Origin of the sequence: Spirilliplanes yamanashiensis (genome assembly GCF_016863475.1) — a bacterium.
Lineage (GTDB): Bacteria > Actinomycetota > Actinomycetes > Mycobacteriales > Micromonosporaceae > Spirilliplanes > Spirilliplanes yamanashiensis.
Map to the genome: position 1 here is coordinate 35,129 of NZ_BOOY01000037.1, position 14,505 is coordinate 49,633.

Consider the following 14,505-nt stretch of genomic DNA (forward strand, 5'->3'; position numbering starts at 1 on the left):
TCAGGCTCCCCTCCCGCCCTTGAGCGGGCGCCACCAGGACTCGTTCTCGCGGTACCACCGCACCGTCTCGGCCAGCCCGGCCGCGAAGTCGACGGCCGGCGCGTAGCCCAGCTCAGCCAGCTTGCTGATCTTCACCGAGTAGCGGCGGTCGTGGCCCGGCCGGTCGGCGACGCGGCGGACCATCGACCAGTCCGCCCCGCACGCGTCCAGCAGCCGGCCGGTCAGCTCCTCGTTGGTCAGCTCCGTGCCGCCGCCGATGTTGTAGACCTCGCCCGGCTCGCCCTTGGCCAGCACCAGCCGGATGCCCCGGCAGTGGTCGGCCACGTGCAGCCAGTCGCGCACGTTCAGGCCGTCGCCGTACAGCGGCACCGGCAGCCCGTCGAGCAGGTTCGTCACGAACAGCGGGATGAGCTTCTCGGGGTACTGGTACGGCCCGTAGTTGTTGGAGCAGCGGGTGATCCGCACGTCCATGCCGTACGTCCGGTGGTACGAGCGGCACAGCAGGTCGGCGCCCGCCTTGGCCGCCGCGTACGGCGAGTTCGGCAGCAGCGGGTCCGTCTCCGGCCACGAGCCGCGGTCGATCGAGCCGTACACCTCGTCGGTGGAGACCTGCAGGAACGTCGTCACGCCCGCGGCGCGCGACGCCTCCAGCAGCTGGTGCACGCCGAGCACGTTGCTGCGCAGGAACGCCGACGAGTCGCTGATCGAGCGGTCCACGTGGGTCTCGGCGGCGAAGTTGACCACCACGTCGAACCCGGGCAGCAGGTCGGCGAGCAGCGCGCCGTCGGCGATGTCGCCGTGCACGAACGCGTACCGCGGGTGCTGCGCCACGCCCGCCAGGTTGGCGAGGTTGCCGGCGTACGTGAGCTTGTCCAGCACGGTGACGCGCGCGTCCTCGAAGCCGGGGCAGTCGCCGCCGAGCAGGTCGCGCACGAACTGGGAACCGATGAACCCGGCGCCGCCGGTGACCAGGACCCTCACGAGCGCAGCCGGACCGTGCTGTGGTCACCGATGACCAGCTGGTGGGTGCGGGGCGTGCTGGGCGCGGGGGTGACCTCGACGCCCTTGCCGATCAGCGACGCCTCGATGCGGGAGACGCCGCGCACCGTGGACGCGTTCATGACGATCGAGTACTCGATCTCGGCGTCCTCGACGGTGCAGCCGCCGCCGATCGACGTGAACGGCCCCAGGTACGACCCGACGATCTTGGTGTCGGCGCCGACGACGATCGGGCCGCGCAGCACCGACGCCTCGACCACGGCGCCGGCCTCGATGACGACCCGGCCGGTGATCTGGGTGCGGTCGTCGACCGTGCCGTGCACCTGCGTCTCGATCGACTCCAGGACGATCCGGTTGCACTCCAGCATGTCCTCGACCCGCCCGGTGTCCTTCCAGTACCCGGTGATCAGGTGCGAGTGCACGTGGTGGCCGGAGTCGATGAGCCACTGCACGGCGTCGGTGATCTCCAGCTCGCCGCGGGCCGACGGGCTGATCGCCCGCACCGCGTCGTGCACGGCCGGGGTGAACATGTAGACGCCGACGATGGCCAGGTCGCTCTCCGGCACCTCCGGCTTCTCCTCCAGGCCGACGATCTCGCCGCTGCGGCCGAGCTGGGCGACGCCGTACGAGCGCGGGTCGTCCACCGGGGTGAGCAGGATCTGCGCGTCGTAGTGGCCCTGCTCGAACGCGGCCACCAGCTCCTGGATGCCGCCGATGAGGAAGTTGTCGCCCAGGTACATGACGAAGTCGTCGTCGCCGAGGAAGTCGCGGGCGATCAGCACGCAGTGGGCCAGGCCGAGCGGCGCCTCCTGCTGGATGTAGGTGATGCGCAGGCCGAACTCGGCGCCGTCGCCCACGACGCGGCGCACCTCGGCGCCCGTGTCGCCCACGATGATCCCGACCTCGGTGATGCCCGCGTCGCGGATGGCCTCCAGGCCGTAGAACAGGACCGGCTTGTTGGCGACCGGGAACAGCTGCTTGGCCGAGGTGTTGGTCAGGGGTCGCAGTCGCGTCCCCCGGCCACCGGCCAGCACGAGTGCTTTCATGCCGCTTTTCCTTTGTTGAGCAGGTACAGGTAGTTTGCGGCATTCGCACGCCGCCCGGAGGCTCAACGACCGGCCCGTTCGCTCAGCCGTGGGGTCGGCGGGGGATGATGAGAGCCGACACCTCACGAAGGAGCGCCACGATCGCCAGGAACCAACCGGTCGGCGGCCAGGCCCCGGTCGTCCAGCGCATCCGCATCCGGTACGCCAAGCGCGGCCCGCTGCGGTTCACCTCGCACCGCGACTTCGCGCGCGCGTTCGAGCGGGCCCTGCGCCGCGCCGGCGTCCCCATCGCCTTCTCCCAGGGCTTCACCCCGCACCCCAAGATCTCGTACGCCAGCGCGGCGCCCACCGGCGTCGCCAGCGAGGCGGAGTACCTGGAGATCGGGCTGCAGGCCGAGGTCGACCCGGCCGACCTGCGGGTGGCCCTCGACGCCGCCCTGTCGCCCGGCCTCGACGTGCTCGACGCGGTGATCGCCGCCGGTCACGGCAGCCTCGCCGACCGCATCGACTCCTCGGTCTGGCGCATCGAACTGCCGGGCGTCGGCGCGCCGACCGCGCAGGCCGCCGTCGAGGCGTTCACCGCATCGGCGGAAGTGCTGGTCGAGCGCATGACCAAGCAGGGCCGGCGCTCGTTCGACGCCCGGGCGGCGGTGGCCCGGATCGCCGTCGCGGAGGCGAACCTCGCTCCTTCCGGGGCGGACGACGCGCCGTGTGCGATACTCGACCTTGTCGTACGGCAGGTCACGCCCGCAGTGCGACCCGATGACGTTCTGTCCGGCCTCCGCGTGGTGGCTGGCCTGGAGCCGCCGGTGCCGCCTCGTGCGACCCGCCTGGCCCAGGGCGCGCTCACTGCGGACGGCCAGATCGTCGATCCGTTGGACGCGGATCGCCAGGACGCCTCCATCGGAGGTCGCTGACCGGTCCCGGTCGGCGTCCGCATTGGCAGACTTCGGCGACCCGTCCGCTGGCGGACGGATCCCGGAACACCTTGCGGTGACCCTGCGTGGCAGCGTTCCAACGCGCCCGGGGCCGCCAGAACTGGAGAGCGCCCATGCTCGACAACGAGCCCGCGGGCGGCGAGCGCACCGGAGAGACTCCGGCCGCTGAGACCGCCACCGACAGCACCACGACCAGCGCCGCCCCGCCGCGCAAGCGGGCGCCCCGCCGCAAGGCGGCCGCGCCGCCGCCGGCCGAGCTCGGCTCCACCGCCGAGCCCGGCGCCGCGATCGAGGCGTCGGACACCGACGAGGTGCGCGAGGCGGCCGCGGCCGTCCCCGCCGCCGAGGCGCCCGCCGCCGACGCACCCGCCGCCCCCGCGCGGCGGACCCGGCGCAAGGCCGCCGCCCCCGCCGCGGCCGCCCCGGCACCCGCCGAGCCCACGGCCGAGCCCACGGCCGAGCCCGCGGCCGGCGTGCCCGCCGACCTGCCGGCCGCCGACGCGCCCGCCGTCGCCCCCGTCAAGGCCACCCGGTCCCGCCGCAAGAAGGCCGTGCCGGCCGCCGCGGCCGAGGCCCCCGGCCTGCCCGAGGGCGAGGTGGCCCCCGGCCTGCCGGCCGCCCCGGGGCCCGCGGCGGCGCAGCCCGCGGCGCCCGCCGTCGAGACCGTCGTCACCGAGCTGTCCGAGCCGGCCGACGAGCCCGCCCTGCCCGCCGAGCGCGAGCCCGAGCCGGAGGCCCCCGCGCGTGGCCGCCGCCGGGCCGCCGTGGCCGCCCCGGTGCTGTTCATGGCGCCGGACCCGGAGGAGATCACCGCCCCGGTCCGCCGCACCCGGCGCAAGGCCGCCGAGCCCGCCGTCGCCGCCGAGCCCGTGACGGAGCCCGTCGTCGACGCCGTGCCCGCCCTGGACGCCGCCGAGGGCGAGCCCGCCGAGACCGGCCGCCGCCGGCGCCGCGGCCGTGGCCGCGGCGAGGCCGCCGAGCCCGTCGAGGCCGCCCCGGTCGCCGACGCGGACGACCTGGAGGAGCCCGACGAGACCGCCGACGACGTCGACGACGGCGCCGACGACGACGAGCTCGACGAGAACGGCCGCCGCCGGCGCCGTCGCGGCCGCCGTGGCCGCGGGCGCGGCAAGGGCCCCGCGGACGACGACGACGCCGAGCAGCCCGCCGTGGCCGAGGCCGAGGCGGAGGACGACGACGAGGCCGAGGACGACGGCGGCGAGTCCGACGGCGTCACCCGCCGCCGGCGGCGCCGCCGCCGCAAGGGCGCGGGCGACGCCGACACCGGCGCGGACGACGGCGTGCACACCGTCGTCAAGATCCGCGAGCCGCGCAGCCGCGACCGCTCGTCCTCCGACGAAGTGCAGGGCGTCTCCGGCTCGACCCGGCTCGAGGCCAAGCGCCAGCGCCGCCGGGACGGCCGCGAGCAGCGCCGCACCCGCCCGCCGATCCTGAGCGAGAGCGAGTTCCTCGCCCGCCGCGAGGCCGTCGACCGGGTCATGGTCGTGCGCCAGAAGCCCGATCGCACCCAGATCGCGGTGCTGGAGGACGGGGTGCTCGTCGAGCACTACGTCGCCCGCGCCACCTCCGGCACGATGGTCGGCAACGTCTACCTGGGCAAGGTGCAGAACGTCCTGCCGAGCATGGAGGCCGCGTTCGTCGACGTGGGCCGCGGCCGCAACGCCGTGCTCTACGCCGGCGAGGTCAACTGGGACGCCACCGGCCTGGAGGGCCGCGCCCGCTCCATCGAGCAGGCCCTGAAGTCCGGCGACTCGGTCATGGTCCAGGTCACCAAGGACCCGATCGGGCACAAGGGCGCGCGCCTGACCAGCCACATCGCGCTGTCCGGCCGGCACCTGGTCTACGTGCCGCACGGCAACGCGTCCGGGATCAGCCGCAAGCTGCCCGACACCGAGCGCAAGCGCCTGCGCGACGTGCTGAAGAAGCTGGTGCCGGACGGCGCGGGCGTCATCGTGCGCACCGCCGCCGAGGGCGCCAGCGAGGACGAGCTGGCCCGCGACGTCAAGCGCCTGCAGTCGCAGTGGGAGGCCATCCAGGCCCGCGCGGTCGACGGCAACGCCCCGACCATGCTGTCCGAGGAGCCCGACCTCGTCGTCCGGGTCGTCCGCGACCTGTTCAACGAGGACTTCCGCGAGCTGATCATCGAGGGCGAGCAGGCGTACAAGGAGGTCGAGGACTACCTCGAGTCCGTGTCGCCCGACCTGGTCGAGCGGCTGCGCCGGCACACCGGCGCCGCCGACGTGTTCGTCGAGCACCGCGTCGACGAGCAGATCCTCAAGGGCCTCGACCGCAAGGTGTTCCTGCCGTCCGGCGGTCACCTGGTCATCGACCGCACCGAGGCCATGACGGTGGTCGACGTCAACACCGGCAAGTACACCGGCGCGGGCGGCAACCTCGAGGAGACGGTCACCCGCAACAACCTGGAGGCGGCCGAGGAGACGGTGCGCCAGCTGCGGCTGCGCGACATCGGCGGCATCGTCGTCATCGACTTCATCGACATGGTGCTGGAGAGCAACCGCGACCTGGTGCTGCGCCGGCTCACCGAGTGCCTCGGCCGGGACCGCACGAAGCACCAGGTCACCGAGATCACCTCGCTCGGCCTGGTGCAGATGACGCGCAAGCGCATCGGCGCGGGCCTGCTGGAGGCGTTCAGCGAGACCTGCGAGCACTGCAAGGGCCGCGGCCTGATCATGCACACCGAGCCGGTCCCGGAGAAGCGCACCGGCGGCACGGGCGGCGGCAACGGCGGTGGCGGCGCGGCCGAGAAGGTCAAGGCCGTCGCGTCGGCCGCGCAGTCCAACGGCCGCACCACCGAGCCGGCGCCGTCGCGGCGTCGCGGCCGGCGCGGGGGAGCGGCGGCCGCCGCCGAGGCGCAGGCCGACGAGCTGGCCGCGGCCGCCGAGCCGACCGTGGTGCCGGCCCTGGAGCCGATCGCCGAGCCGATCGCCGAGCCGGCCTTCCAGCCGGTCGCGCAGCCGGTCTCCCAGCCGGCCGCGCAGGCCGGGCCGGAGACGGTCGCCGAGGCGGTGGACGCCCCGGCGGAACCCGCGCCGGCCACGCCCGCCACGCCGGTCGCCGGGTCGGGGGTCATCGGGGTGGCCCCGGCGCCCGCCGCGGCGCTCGCGCAGCCCGCGGAGGACCCGTACGACATCAGCGAGTACGACCTGTCGCGCTACGAGAGCAGCGGCCCGCTCGCGGGCGCCGACGACCCGGACGCGGCCGACGAGGACGACGACGAGGGCGACGAGCCGGTCGGCGCGGGCACCGGAAGCCGCCGCCGGTCGCGCCGCGGCGGGGCCCGTCGGCGAACCAGGCCCTGAAGTCACGGGAACGGGCAGCTCTCTGAGCTGCCCGTTCTCTGTTTCTGAAACGGGACGCGGGCCGGATGATCGTGGCCGGGCGATTCGGTTACCCTTCGGAGCCGCACCGCCCCCCCACCCTCCGAGGAGCACACCCCCATGCGACGCCTTCTGGTCGCCGCCGCGAGCGGCGCCGTCCTCCTGCTCGGCGCCGGCTGTTCGACGGACCCGGCCGCCACCCCCGACGCCGCGCCGGCGCCCACCAACGCCGCGGCCCCCACCAGCGCAGCCGCGCCCGCCCCCGCGCCGTCCACCACCGACAAGAGCGGCAAGCCCGTCAACGCGGGCGACGCCGCCCTGGCGTCGAACACCGGCGCCATCTGCGGCCAGGCCAACAAGGTCAGCGGCGTCGCCGCGGCCTCGTTCGCCCGCGAGTCCGGCCTGCTGGCCGACAGCAAGGGCAAGCCGGAGGCCCAGCGGGTCGAGGAGCGCGTCCAGCGCGGCCTGGAGGGCTGGGCGTTCGCGCTGCGCGACCTCGGCAACCTCACCGACGACGCCGCGCTGAAGAAGGCCCTGGGCACCCAGGGCGACAAGGTGCAGAAGCTGAGCGAGGGCGACCTGCACAAGATCAAGGAATCGCAGCTCACGGCCATCGGCAACGACGTCGAGAAGGCCTGCGCGGGCAAGTGACGCGAGGCCCGGCCGGGGCCGGTTTGGGTCCCGGCCGGGCATGGCGTACGCTTGTCGACGGTGTTCTTTAGGAACGCCACGCCGCCGTGCTCCTCATCCGGGTGACGCCGGCGGCCAGCACCATCCGCCAGCAGCGTTGAGCGCTGCCCAAGTCTCAGGGAGTCCGCGTCTCATGTACGCGATCGTCAAGACCGGCGGCAAGCAGTACAAGGTCGCCGAGGGCGACGTGATCGAGGTCGAGAAGATCGTGGGTAACCCGGGCGACGCGGTGACGCTCGCTGCGGTTCTCCTCGTCGACGGTGACGACCTGGTGACCGATGCGGCCAAGCTTGCCAGCGTGGCGGTGTCCGGCGAGATCGCCGAGCACACCAAGGGCCCGAAGATCCGGATCCACAAGTTCAAGAACAAGACCGGCTACCACAAGCGTCAGGGTCACCGGCAGCCGCTGACCCGCGTCAAGGTCACCGGCATCTCCAGCGGGAAGTAGGTCCAGCCATGGCTCACAAAAAGGGCGCGTCCAGCTCGCGCAACGGTCGTGACTCCGCAGCTCAGCGGCTGGGCGTCAAGCGCTTCGGCGGCCAGACGGTCAACGCCGGCGAGATCCTGATCCGCCAGCGCGGCACCAAGTTCCACCCGGGCGAGCTCGTCGGCCGCGGCAAGGACGACACCCTGTTCGCCCTCGCCCCCGGCGCGGTCCTGTTCGGCACCCGCCGCGGTCGCAAGACCGTCAGCATCGTGCCGGCGGCACAGTAACCCAGCGTTTTCAGCGGGCCGCGGACCTCGTCAGGGGTTCCGCGGCCCGCTTCTTTTGTCAGGAGAGTGGGTCATGGTCGCGTTCGTGGACCGCGTAGTCCTCCATCTGCAGGCCGGGGACGGCGGGCACGGCTGCGTCTCCGTGCACCGGGAGAAGTTCAAGCCGCTCGGCGGCCCCGACGGCGGCAACGGCGGGCACGGCGGCAGCGTCTCGCTGGTGGTCGACCCGCAGGTGCACACGCTGCTCGACTTCCACTTCCACCCGCACGTCAAGGCCGAGAACGGCAAGGGCGGCGCGGGCTCGAACCGCGACGGCGGCAACGGCCAGGACCTGGTCCTGAAGGTGCCGGACGGCACGGTCGTGCTGACCCCCGAGGGCGAGGTGCTGGCCGACCTCATCGGGGCGGGCACCACGTTCGAGATCGCCCGCGGCGGCCGGGGCGGGCGCGGCAACCGGGCGCTGGCCAACACCCGGCGCAAGGCTCCCGGCTTCGCCGAGCTGGGCGAGCCGGGCGACCAGCTCGACGTCGTGCTGGAGCTGAAGAGCGTCGCCGACGTGGGCCTGGTGGGCTTCCCGTCGGCCGGCAAGTCGTCGCTGATCTCGGTCATCTCGGCCGCCAAGCCGAAGATCGCCGACTACCCGTTCACCACGCTGGTGCCGAACCTGGGCGTGGTGCAGGCGGGCGAGACCACGTTCGTCGTCGCGGACGTGCCCGGCCTCATCCCGGGCGCCGCCACCGGCAAGGGCCTGGGCCTGGAGTTCCTGCGCCACATCGAGCGCACCAGCGTCCTGCTGCACGTGCTGGACGCGGCCGCGATCGAGACCGAGCGCGACCCGCTGGCCGACCTGGACGCGATCGAGGCGGAGCTGGCGGCGTACGGGGGGCTGGAGGACCGGCCGCGGCTGGTCGCCCTCAACAAGATCGACATCCCGGACGGGCGCGACCTGGCCGACATCGTGCGCCCTGACCTGGAGGCGCGCGGCCTGCGCGTGTTCGAGGTCAGCGCGGTGACCCGCGAAGGGCTCAAGGAGCTGGTGTACGCCCTCGCCGAGATGGTCGAGCAGCACCGGGCGATCGCCCCGGACCCCGAGCCGACCCGCATCGTCATCCGGCCCACCGCCGTCGACGACGCCGGCTTCACGGTCACGGCCGCGGCCGACGGCGCGTGGGAGATCCGCGGCGTGCGGGTCGAGCGCTGGGTGCGCCAGACGAACTTCGACAACGAGGAGGCCGTCGGCTACCTCGCTGACCGGCTCAACCGGCTCGGCGTCGAGGACGCTCTGGCGAAGGCGGGCGCGAACCCGGGCGACCTGGTCCGCATCGGCACCCACGAGTTCGACTGGCACCCGTCGGCGGGCGAGTACATGGCCGGGCCGCGCGGCACCGACCTGCGCCTGTCGGACACGCCGTCGCGGGCGTCCGCCGCGCAGCGCCTGGCGGCCCGCAAGGCCCGCCGGGTGCCGTTCGAGCAGCAGGCCGCCGCGGCCGTGCCGGCCGGCACCGTCGGCGACCCGGACCCCGAGACGGTCGCCGAGACCGCCCCCGGGACCGCCCCCGAACCCGCCAAGGACGCAGGGGAGTAGCCCGGTCGGGTCCATGTGCCGGTCACCTGTCGGAAATGCGGCTTGAGTACGGTGACGGCGTGTTGATCGAGGAGCGCGCCGTCACCGACCCCGAGCTGACCGCCCTGCTGATCACCCAGCAGCGCGAGCTGGCGCAGGCCGACGGCGGCCTCGACGGCGCCGTCTACCCGCTGCACGACGACGCCGAGTACCTGGTCGTGGTGCTCGACGGGCGGGCCGTGGCGTGCGGGGCGGTGCAGCGCCTCGACGGCGACGTCGCCGAGCTCAAGCGCATGTACGTGCGCCCCGCGTACCGGGGCCGGGGCATCGCCCGCAACCTGCTCACCGCCCTGGAGGAGTACGCGCTCGCGGGCGGCCACACCACGCTGCGCCTGGAGACCGGCACCTACCTGCCCGCCGCGATCTCCCTGTACCGCTCGTCGGGCTACCGGCCGATCCCCGTCTACGGCGAGTACGTGGGCAACCCGTACAGCGTCTGCTTCGAGAAGCGGCTGCCGGTTCCGGCGTGACGCCTGTTCCGCCGCCCGTGCGCGGCACGGCAGGATGGGTGCCATGCCGAGCCTGACCCGTGCCGAGGCCGCCGAGCGTGCCGCGCTGCTCTCCGTCACCTCGTACGCGATCGACCTCGACCTGACCGCCGACGCCGACACGTTCCGGTCCACCACGACGATCCGGTTCGCGGCCACCGCGGGCGCCACCACGTTCGTCGAGGTCAAGCCGGTCAAGATCCTGTCGGTACGCCTCAACGGCGCGCCGCTGGACGCCGCGGTGGACGACAACCGGCTGACCCTGCCCGCGCTGGCGGACGGCAACGAGCTGGTCGTCGAGGCGGAGATGGCGTACTCGCACACGGGCGACGGCCTGCACCGGTTCACCGACCCGGCCGACGGCGCGGTCTACCTGTACGCGCTGTCGTTCCTGGAGGAGGGGCAGCGCATCTTCGCCTGCTTCGACCAGCCCGACCTGAAGGCGCCGGTGACGCTGACGGTCGCCGCCCCGCCGGGCTGGCTGGTGGCGGGCAACGGCGAGCTCGCCTCGGCCGAGGACGGCGTGTGGCGGTTCGCCCCGACCGCGCCCCTGGCCACCTACTTCGTGTCGCTGCTGGCCGGGCCGTACCACGTGATCCGCGACAGCCACGACGGCGTGCCGCTGGCGCTGTACTGCCGCGCCTCGCTGGCCGGGCACCTCGACGCCGACGCGGACGAGATCCTCACGGTCACGAAGCAGTGCCTCGACGAGTTCCACGCGCTGTTCGGCGTGCGCTACCCGTTCGGGGCCTATGAGCAGGCGTTCGTGCCGGAGTTCGCGGCCGGCGCGATGGAGAACCCGGGCCTGGTCACCATCCGCGACGAGTACGTGTTCCGCTCGGCCGTCACCGACACCGAGCGCGAGCTGCGGGCCACCACGATCGCCCACGAGATGGCGCACATGTGGTTCGGCGACCTGGTGACGATGGCCTGGTGGGACGACCTGTGGCTGAACGAGTCGTTCGCCGAGTACCTGGGCACCCGGGTGGCCGCCGCCGCGACCCGCTTCGACCGGGCGTGGACCACGTTCGGGATGAACCGCAAGGCGTGGGGCTACGCCGCCGACCAGCGGCCGTCCACCCACCCGGTCGCCCCGGACGAGGTCAACGACACCCAGCTGGCGCTGCTGAACTTCGACGGCATCTCGTACGCCAAGGGCGCGGCCGTGCTGCGCCAGCTCGTGGCCTGGCTGGGCGACGAGGCGTTCCTGACCGGCCTGCGGGCGCACTTCGCCGCGCACGCGTTCGGCAACGCCACCCTGGCCGACCTGCTGGGCGCGCTGAGCGCCGCGTCGGGCCGCGACCTCACCGGCTGGGCGCGGGCGTGGCTGCGCACGGCCGGCGTCAACACCCTGCGGGCGGCGGTGACGGCCGAGGGCGGCGCGTACACGGCGGTGTCGGTGCTGCAGGAGGGCGCCACGGCGCGCCCGCACCGGATCGGCGTGGGCCTGTACGACCGCACCGCGACCGGCGTCGTGCTGCGCCGGCGCGTCGAGGTCGACCTGGACCCGGCCGCGACGGGCGGCACCCCGGTGCCGGAGCTGGCCGGCGAGCCGGTGGCCGACCTGCTGCTGCTCAACGACGGCGACCTCACGTTCGCCAAGGTGCGCCTGGACGACGCGTCCGCGGCGGCCGTGCCGGCGGTGCTGCCGGCCCTGGCGGACCCGCTGGCCCGGGCGGTGATCTGGTCGTCGGTGCTGGACACGGTCCGCGACGGCGAGCGGCCGGTCGCCGAGCTGGTGGCGCTGGTGCTGGCCGCGCTGCCCGCCGAGACGGAGGTGGTGGTCGTCGAGGACGTGCTGTCGCAGACGCGCGGCCTGACCGACCGCTACCTCGACCCGGCCACCCGCCCGGCCGCGCTGGCGCTGCTCGCCCAGGCCTGCGACCGGCTGCTGGCGGCGGCCCCGGCGGGCGGGTCGCTGCAGCTGGCGGCCGCGCGCGGGCTGATCGGCGCGACGGTCGACGCCCGGCGCCTGCGCGGCCTGCTCGACGGCGCCGGGGTGCCCGAGGGCATCGCCGTGGACGACGAGCTGCGCTGGCTGATCCTGCACCGGCTGGTGGTGCTGGGCGCGGCCACGGCCGCCGACGTCGACGCCGAGCTGGCCCGCGACCGCAGCGCCTCGGGCGAGCACCGGGCGGCGCTGTGCCGGTCGGCGCTGCCCGACGCGGCGGCGAAGGAGCGCGCCTGGGCGGTGCTGACCGGCGCCGTCGACGCGTCGAACCGCATCGTCGAGGCCAACGCGGAGGGCTTCTGGCAGCCCGAGCAGGCCGAGCTGACCGCCCCGTACGTCGAGCGGTACTTCGCCCAGATGCCCGAGGTGGCCGGGCGGTTCAACCCGTGGCTGGCCGAGCGGGTGGCGAAGCTCGCGTACCCCCGGCTCGCGGTGGCGGCGCGCACCCGGCAGCTGGCCGCGGACCTGCTGGCGGCACCCGACCTGCCGGCGCAGCTGCGCCGGGCGGTCGTGGACGCCGACGACGACCTGCGGCGGGCGCTGAGCGCGCGGGGATAGGGTCCACGGGTGGATCAACAAGCACGCCGGATCGGCATCATGGGCGGGACGTTCGACCCCATCCACAACGGGCACCTCGTCGCCGCCAGCGAGGTGGCCGACCGCTTCGCGCTGGACGAGGTCGTCTTCGTGCCCACCGGCAACCCGTGGCAGAAGGAGGCGGTGACGCCCGCCGAGGACCGCTACCTGATGACGGTCGTCGCGACGGCGTCGAACCCGCGGTTCCAGGTGAGCCGGGCCGACGTCGACCGGTCGGGGCCGACGTACACGGTCGACACGCTGCGCGACCTGCGCGACGCGTACGGCCCGGCGGCGCAGCTGTTCTTCATCACCGGCGCGGACGCCCTGGCGAAGATCCTCTCCTGGAAGGACGCCGACGAGATGTTCTCGCTGGCGCACTTCATCGGCGTCACCCGCCCGGGTTTCGTGCTGTCCGACGACCACCTGCCGGACGACACGGTCAGCCTGGTGGAGGTCCCGGCCATGGCCATCTCGTCCACCGACTGCCGCGCACGGGTGAAGGCCGGCAAGCCGGTCTGGTATCTGGTGCCGGACGGGGTGGTGCAATACATCGCGAAGCGTCGTTTATACGTTTGATCCGTTTCTTGGATTGTCGGGGGTGTGTGAGAGGCTGGAGTCCACAGGTTCTGACGAAGGGAGCGCCTTGTCCGTCTCCGAGCGAGGCCGCGAGCTGGCACTGACCGCCGCGCAGGCGGCCGCCGACAAGAAGGCACAGGACATCGTCGTCATCGACGTGGCCGACCAGCTGGTCATCACCGACGCCTTCGTGCTTGCCTCCGCCGGCAACGAGCGGCAGGTCGTCGCGATCGTCGACGCCATCGAGGAGGCGCTGCTGCAGCTTCCCGAGAAGGCGAAGCCGGTGCGCCGCGAGGGCGAGCGCCAGGGCCGCTGGGTCCTGCTCGACTACATCGACATCGTCGTGCACGTCCAGCACACCGAGGAGCGCGAGTTCTACGCCCTTGACCGGCTGTGGAGCGACTGCCCCACCATCGAGTTCGTCGACCGCGACCTGGCGAACGCGTCGGACGGGGCCGCGTGACCCGCCTGATCGTCTGGCGGCACGGCAACACCGACTGGAACGCGACCGGCCGCGTGCAGGGCCAGACCGACGTTCCGCTCAACGACCTCGGCCGCCAGCAGGCGGTCGACGCCGCCGAGCTGCTCGTCCGGCTGCGCCCCGCCGCCATCGTCTCCAGCGACCTGCGCCGCGCCGCCGACACCGCCGCCGCCCTCGGTGCCCTCACCGGGCTGTCCGTGCGCCCCGACGAGCGGCTGCGCGAACGCTACTTCGGCCCGTGGCAGGGCCTGCTCATGACCGAGGTGGCGGCGCAGCGGCCCGACGAGTACGCCCGCTGGACCGCCGGCGCCGACGTCATCGGCGACGACATCGAGACGCTCGACGACATGGGCAAGCGCATGGCCGACGCCTTCGCCGACGCGGCGGCGCTGGCCCCCGGCGGCACCGTCGTCGTCGCCACCCACGGCGCGTCCGCCCGGCAGGGCGTCCTGCAGCTGCTCGGCTGGCCCAAGGAGCAGATCCGCACCTTCCGCGCCCTGCAGAACTGCCACTGGGTCGAGCTGGCCCACGACGAGTCGCGCGGCTGGCAGCTGGCCGCCTACAACGTCGGGCCGTTCACCGAGCGCCCCGTCCCGCCGCCGGTGTGATCCCGGGGGAACCCGTGGCCCGCCCCGTGCGTCGGACCGTCATGACGCGTCGTCTCCTCGTGCCCCTCGCGGCCGCCCTGCTGCTCGCGGCGTGCGCGCAGCCCGGCGCCGCCCCGTCCGTTCCCTCCGCGCCCTCGGCCCCCGCGGCGGCGGCCCCCTCGTCGGCCCCGCCGCCCTCGTTCATGCCGCTCGACCCCAACGGGCCGTCCCCGGACGCCGCCCGCAAGCTCACCGGCACCGTCGCCGCCGGCGTCGAACCCGGCTGCCTCATCCTGCGCACCGGCACCGGCGACTACCTGCTGCTCATCAGCGGCGACCGGTCCGCCGCCACGCCCGGCGCGAAGGTCGTCGTCACCGGCACCGAGGCGCGCGACATGGCCACCACCTGCCAGCAGGGCACCCCGTTCGTCGTCGCGGAGATCAGCGCCGCCTGACGCGGGGCCCCCGCGATC

Annotated in this window: 14 protein-coding genes; 12 read left to right on the forward strand and 2 right to left on the reverse strand. The window is 74.1% G+C overall.

Annotation, left to right across the window (positions count from 1 at the left end):
• Complete coding sequence (rfbB, locus tag Sya03_RS26765) at positions 1-981, reverse strand: dTDP-glucose 4,6-dehydratase (RefSeq protein WP_203941196.1); 981 nt, start codon at positions 979-981, stop codon at positions 1-3.
• Positions 978-2,045, reverse strand: a complete 1,068-nt coding sequence (locus Sya03_RS26770; RefSeq protein ID WP_203941197.1) for a glucose-1-phosphate thymidylyltransferase — start codon at positions 2,043-2,045, stop codon at positions 978-980. The genes rfbB and Sya03_RS26770 overlap by 4 nt, the downstream gene beginning before the upstream one ends.
• Positions 2,046-2,152: 107 nt before the next feature.
• On the opposite strand from Sya03_RS26770, the gene Sya03_RS26775 reads away from it, so the two are divergent.
• The 12 genes from Sya03_RS26775 (at position 2,153) to Sya03_RS26830 (ending at position 14,487) form a co-directional block, all read left to right on the forward strand.
• Positions 2,153-2,962 (forward strand): TIGR03936 family radical SAM-associated protein, encoded by an 810-nt coding sequence (locus Sya03_RS26775; protein ID WP_203941198.1) that lies wholly within the window; start codon positions 2,153-2,155, stop codon positions 2,960-2,962.
• Positions 2,963-3,096: 134 nt separating this feature from the next.
• Positions 3,097-6,324: an Rne/Rng family ribonuclease gene (locus tag Sya03_RS26780; RefSeq protein ID WP_203941199.1), complete on the forward strand. Its 3,228-nt coding sequence runs from the start codon at positions 3,097-3,099 to the stop codon at positions 6,322-6,324.
• A gap of 138 nt (positions 6,325-6,462) precedes the next feature.
• Positions 6,463-6,993 carry a hypothetical protein gene (locus tag Sya03_RS26785; RefSeq protein ID WP_203941200.1) on the forward strand — a complete coding sequence of 177 codons (531 nt, stop codon included), beginning with the start codon at positions 6,463-6,465 and terminating at the stop codon, positions 6,991-6,993.
• Between the two features lie 172 nt (positions 6,994-7,165).
• On the forward strand, positions 7,166-7,480 hold the full coding sequence (gene rplU / locus Sya03_RS26790; protein ID WP_203941201.1) for a 50S ribosomal protein L21: 315 nt from the start codon (positions 7,166-7,168) through the stop codon (positions 7,478-7,480).
• Positions 7,481-7,488: 8 nt separating this feature from the next.
• Positions 7,489-7,746 (forward strand): 50S ribosomal protein L27, encoded by a 258-nt coding sequence (gene rpmA / locus Sya03_RS26795; RefSeq protein WP_203941202.1) that lies wholly within the window; start codon positions 7,489-7,491, stop codon positions 7,744-7,746.
• 73 nt (positions 7,747-7,819) lie between these two features.
• The gene (obgE, locus tag Sya03_RS26800; protein WP_203941203.1) at positions 7,820-9,331 is read left to right on the forward strand and encodes a GTPase ObgE; all 1,512 of its coding nucleotides are present in this window, start codon (positions 7,820-7,822) and stop codon (positions 9,329-9,331) included.
• Positions 9,332-9,390: 59 nt separating this feature from the next.
• Complete coding sequence (locus tag Sya03_RS26805) at positions 9,391-9,840, forward strand: GNAT family N-acetyltransferase (protein ID WP_203941204.1); 450 nt, start codon at positions 9,391-9,393, stop codon at positions 9,838-9,840.
• Between the two features lie 43 nt (positions 9,841-9,883).
• Positions 9,884-12,367 carry an aminopeptidase N gene (gene pepN, locus Sya03_RS26810; protein ID WP_203941205.1) on the forward strand — a complete coding sequence of 828 codons (2,484 nt, stop codon included), beginning with the start codon at positions 9,884-9,886 and terminating at the stop codon, positions 12,365-12,367.
• A gap of 9 nt (positions 12,368-12,376) precedes the next feature.
• Positions 12,377-12,964, forward strand: a complete 588-nt coding sequence (gene nadD, locus Sya03_RS26815; RefSeq protein ID WP_203941206.1) for a nicotinate-nucleotide adenylyltransferase — start codon at positions 12,377-12,379, stop codon at positions 12,962-12,964.
• 67 nt (positions 12,965-13,031) lie between these two features.
• On the forward strand, positions 13,032-13,427 hold the full coding sequence (rsfS, locus tag Sya03_RS26820) for a ribosome silencing factor (RefSeq protein WP_203941207.1): 396 nt from the start codon (positions 13,032-13,034) through the stop codon (positions 13,425-13,427).
• Positions 13,424-14,053 carry a histidine phosphatase family protein gene (locus Sya03_RS26825; protein WP_203941208.1) on the forward strand — a complete coding sequence of 210 codons (630 nt, stop codon included), beginning with the start codon at positions 13,424-13,426 and terminating at the stop codon, positions 14,051-14,053. The genes rsfS and Sya03_RS26825 overlap by 4 nt, the downstream gene beginning before the upstream one ends.
• Positions 14,054-14,094: 41 nt before the next feature.
• On the forward strand, positions 14,095-14,487 hold the full coding sequence (locus Sya03_RS26830; RefSeq protein WP_203941209.1) for a hypothetical protein: 393 nt from the start codon (positions 14,095-14,097) through the stop codon (positions 14,485-14,487).
• The last annotated feature ends 18 nt before the right edge of the window (positions 14,488-14,505 follow it).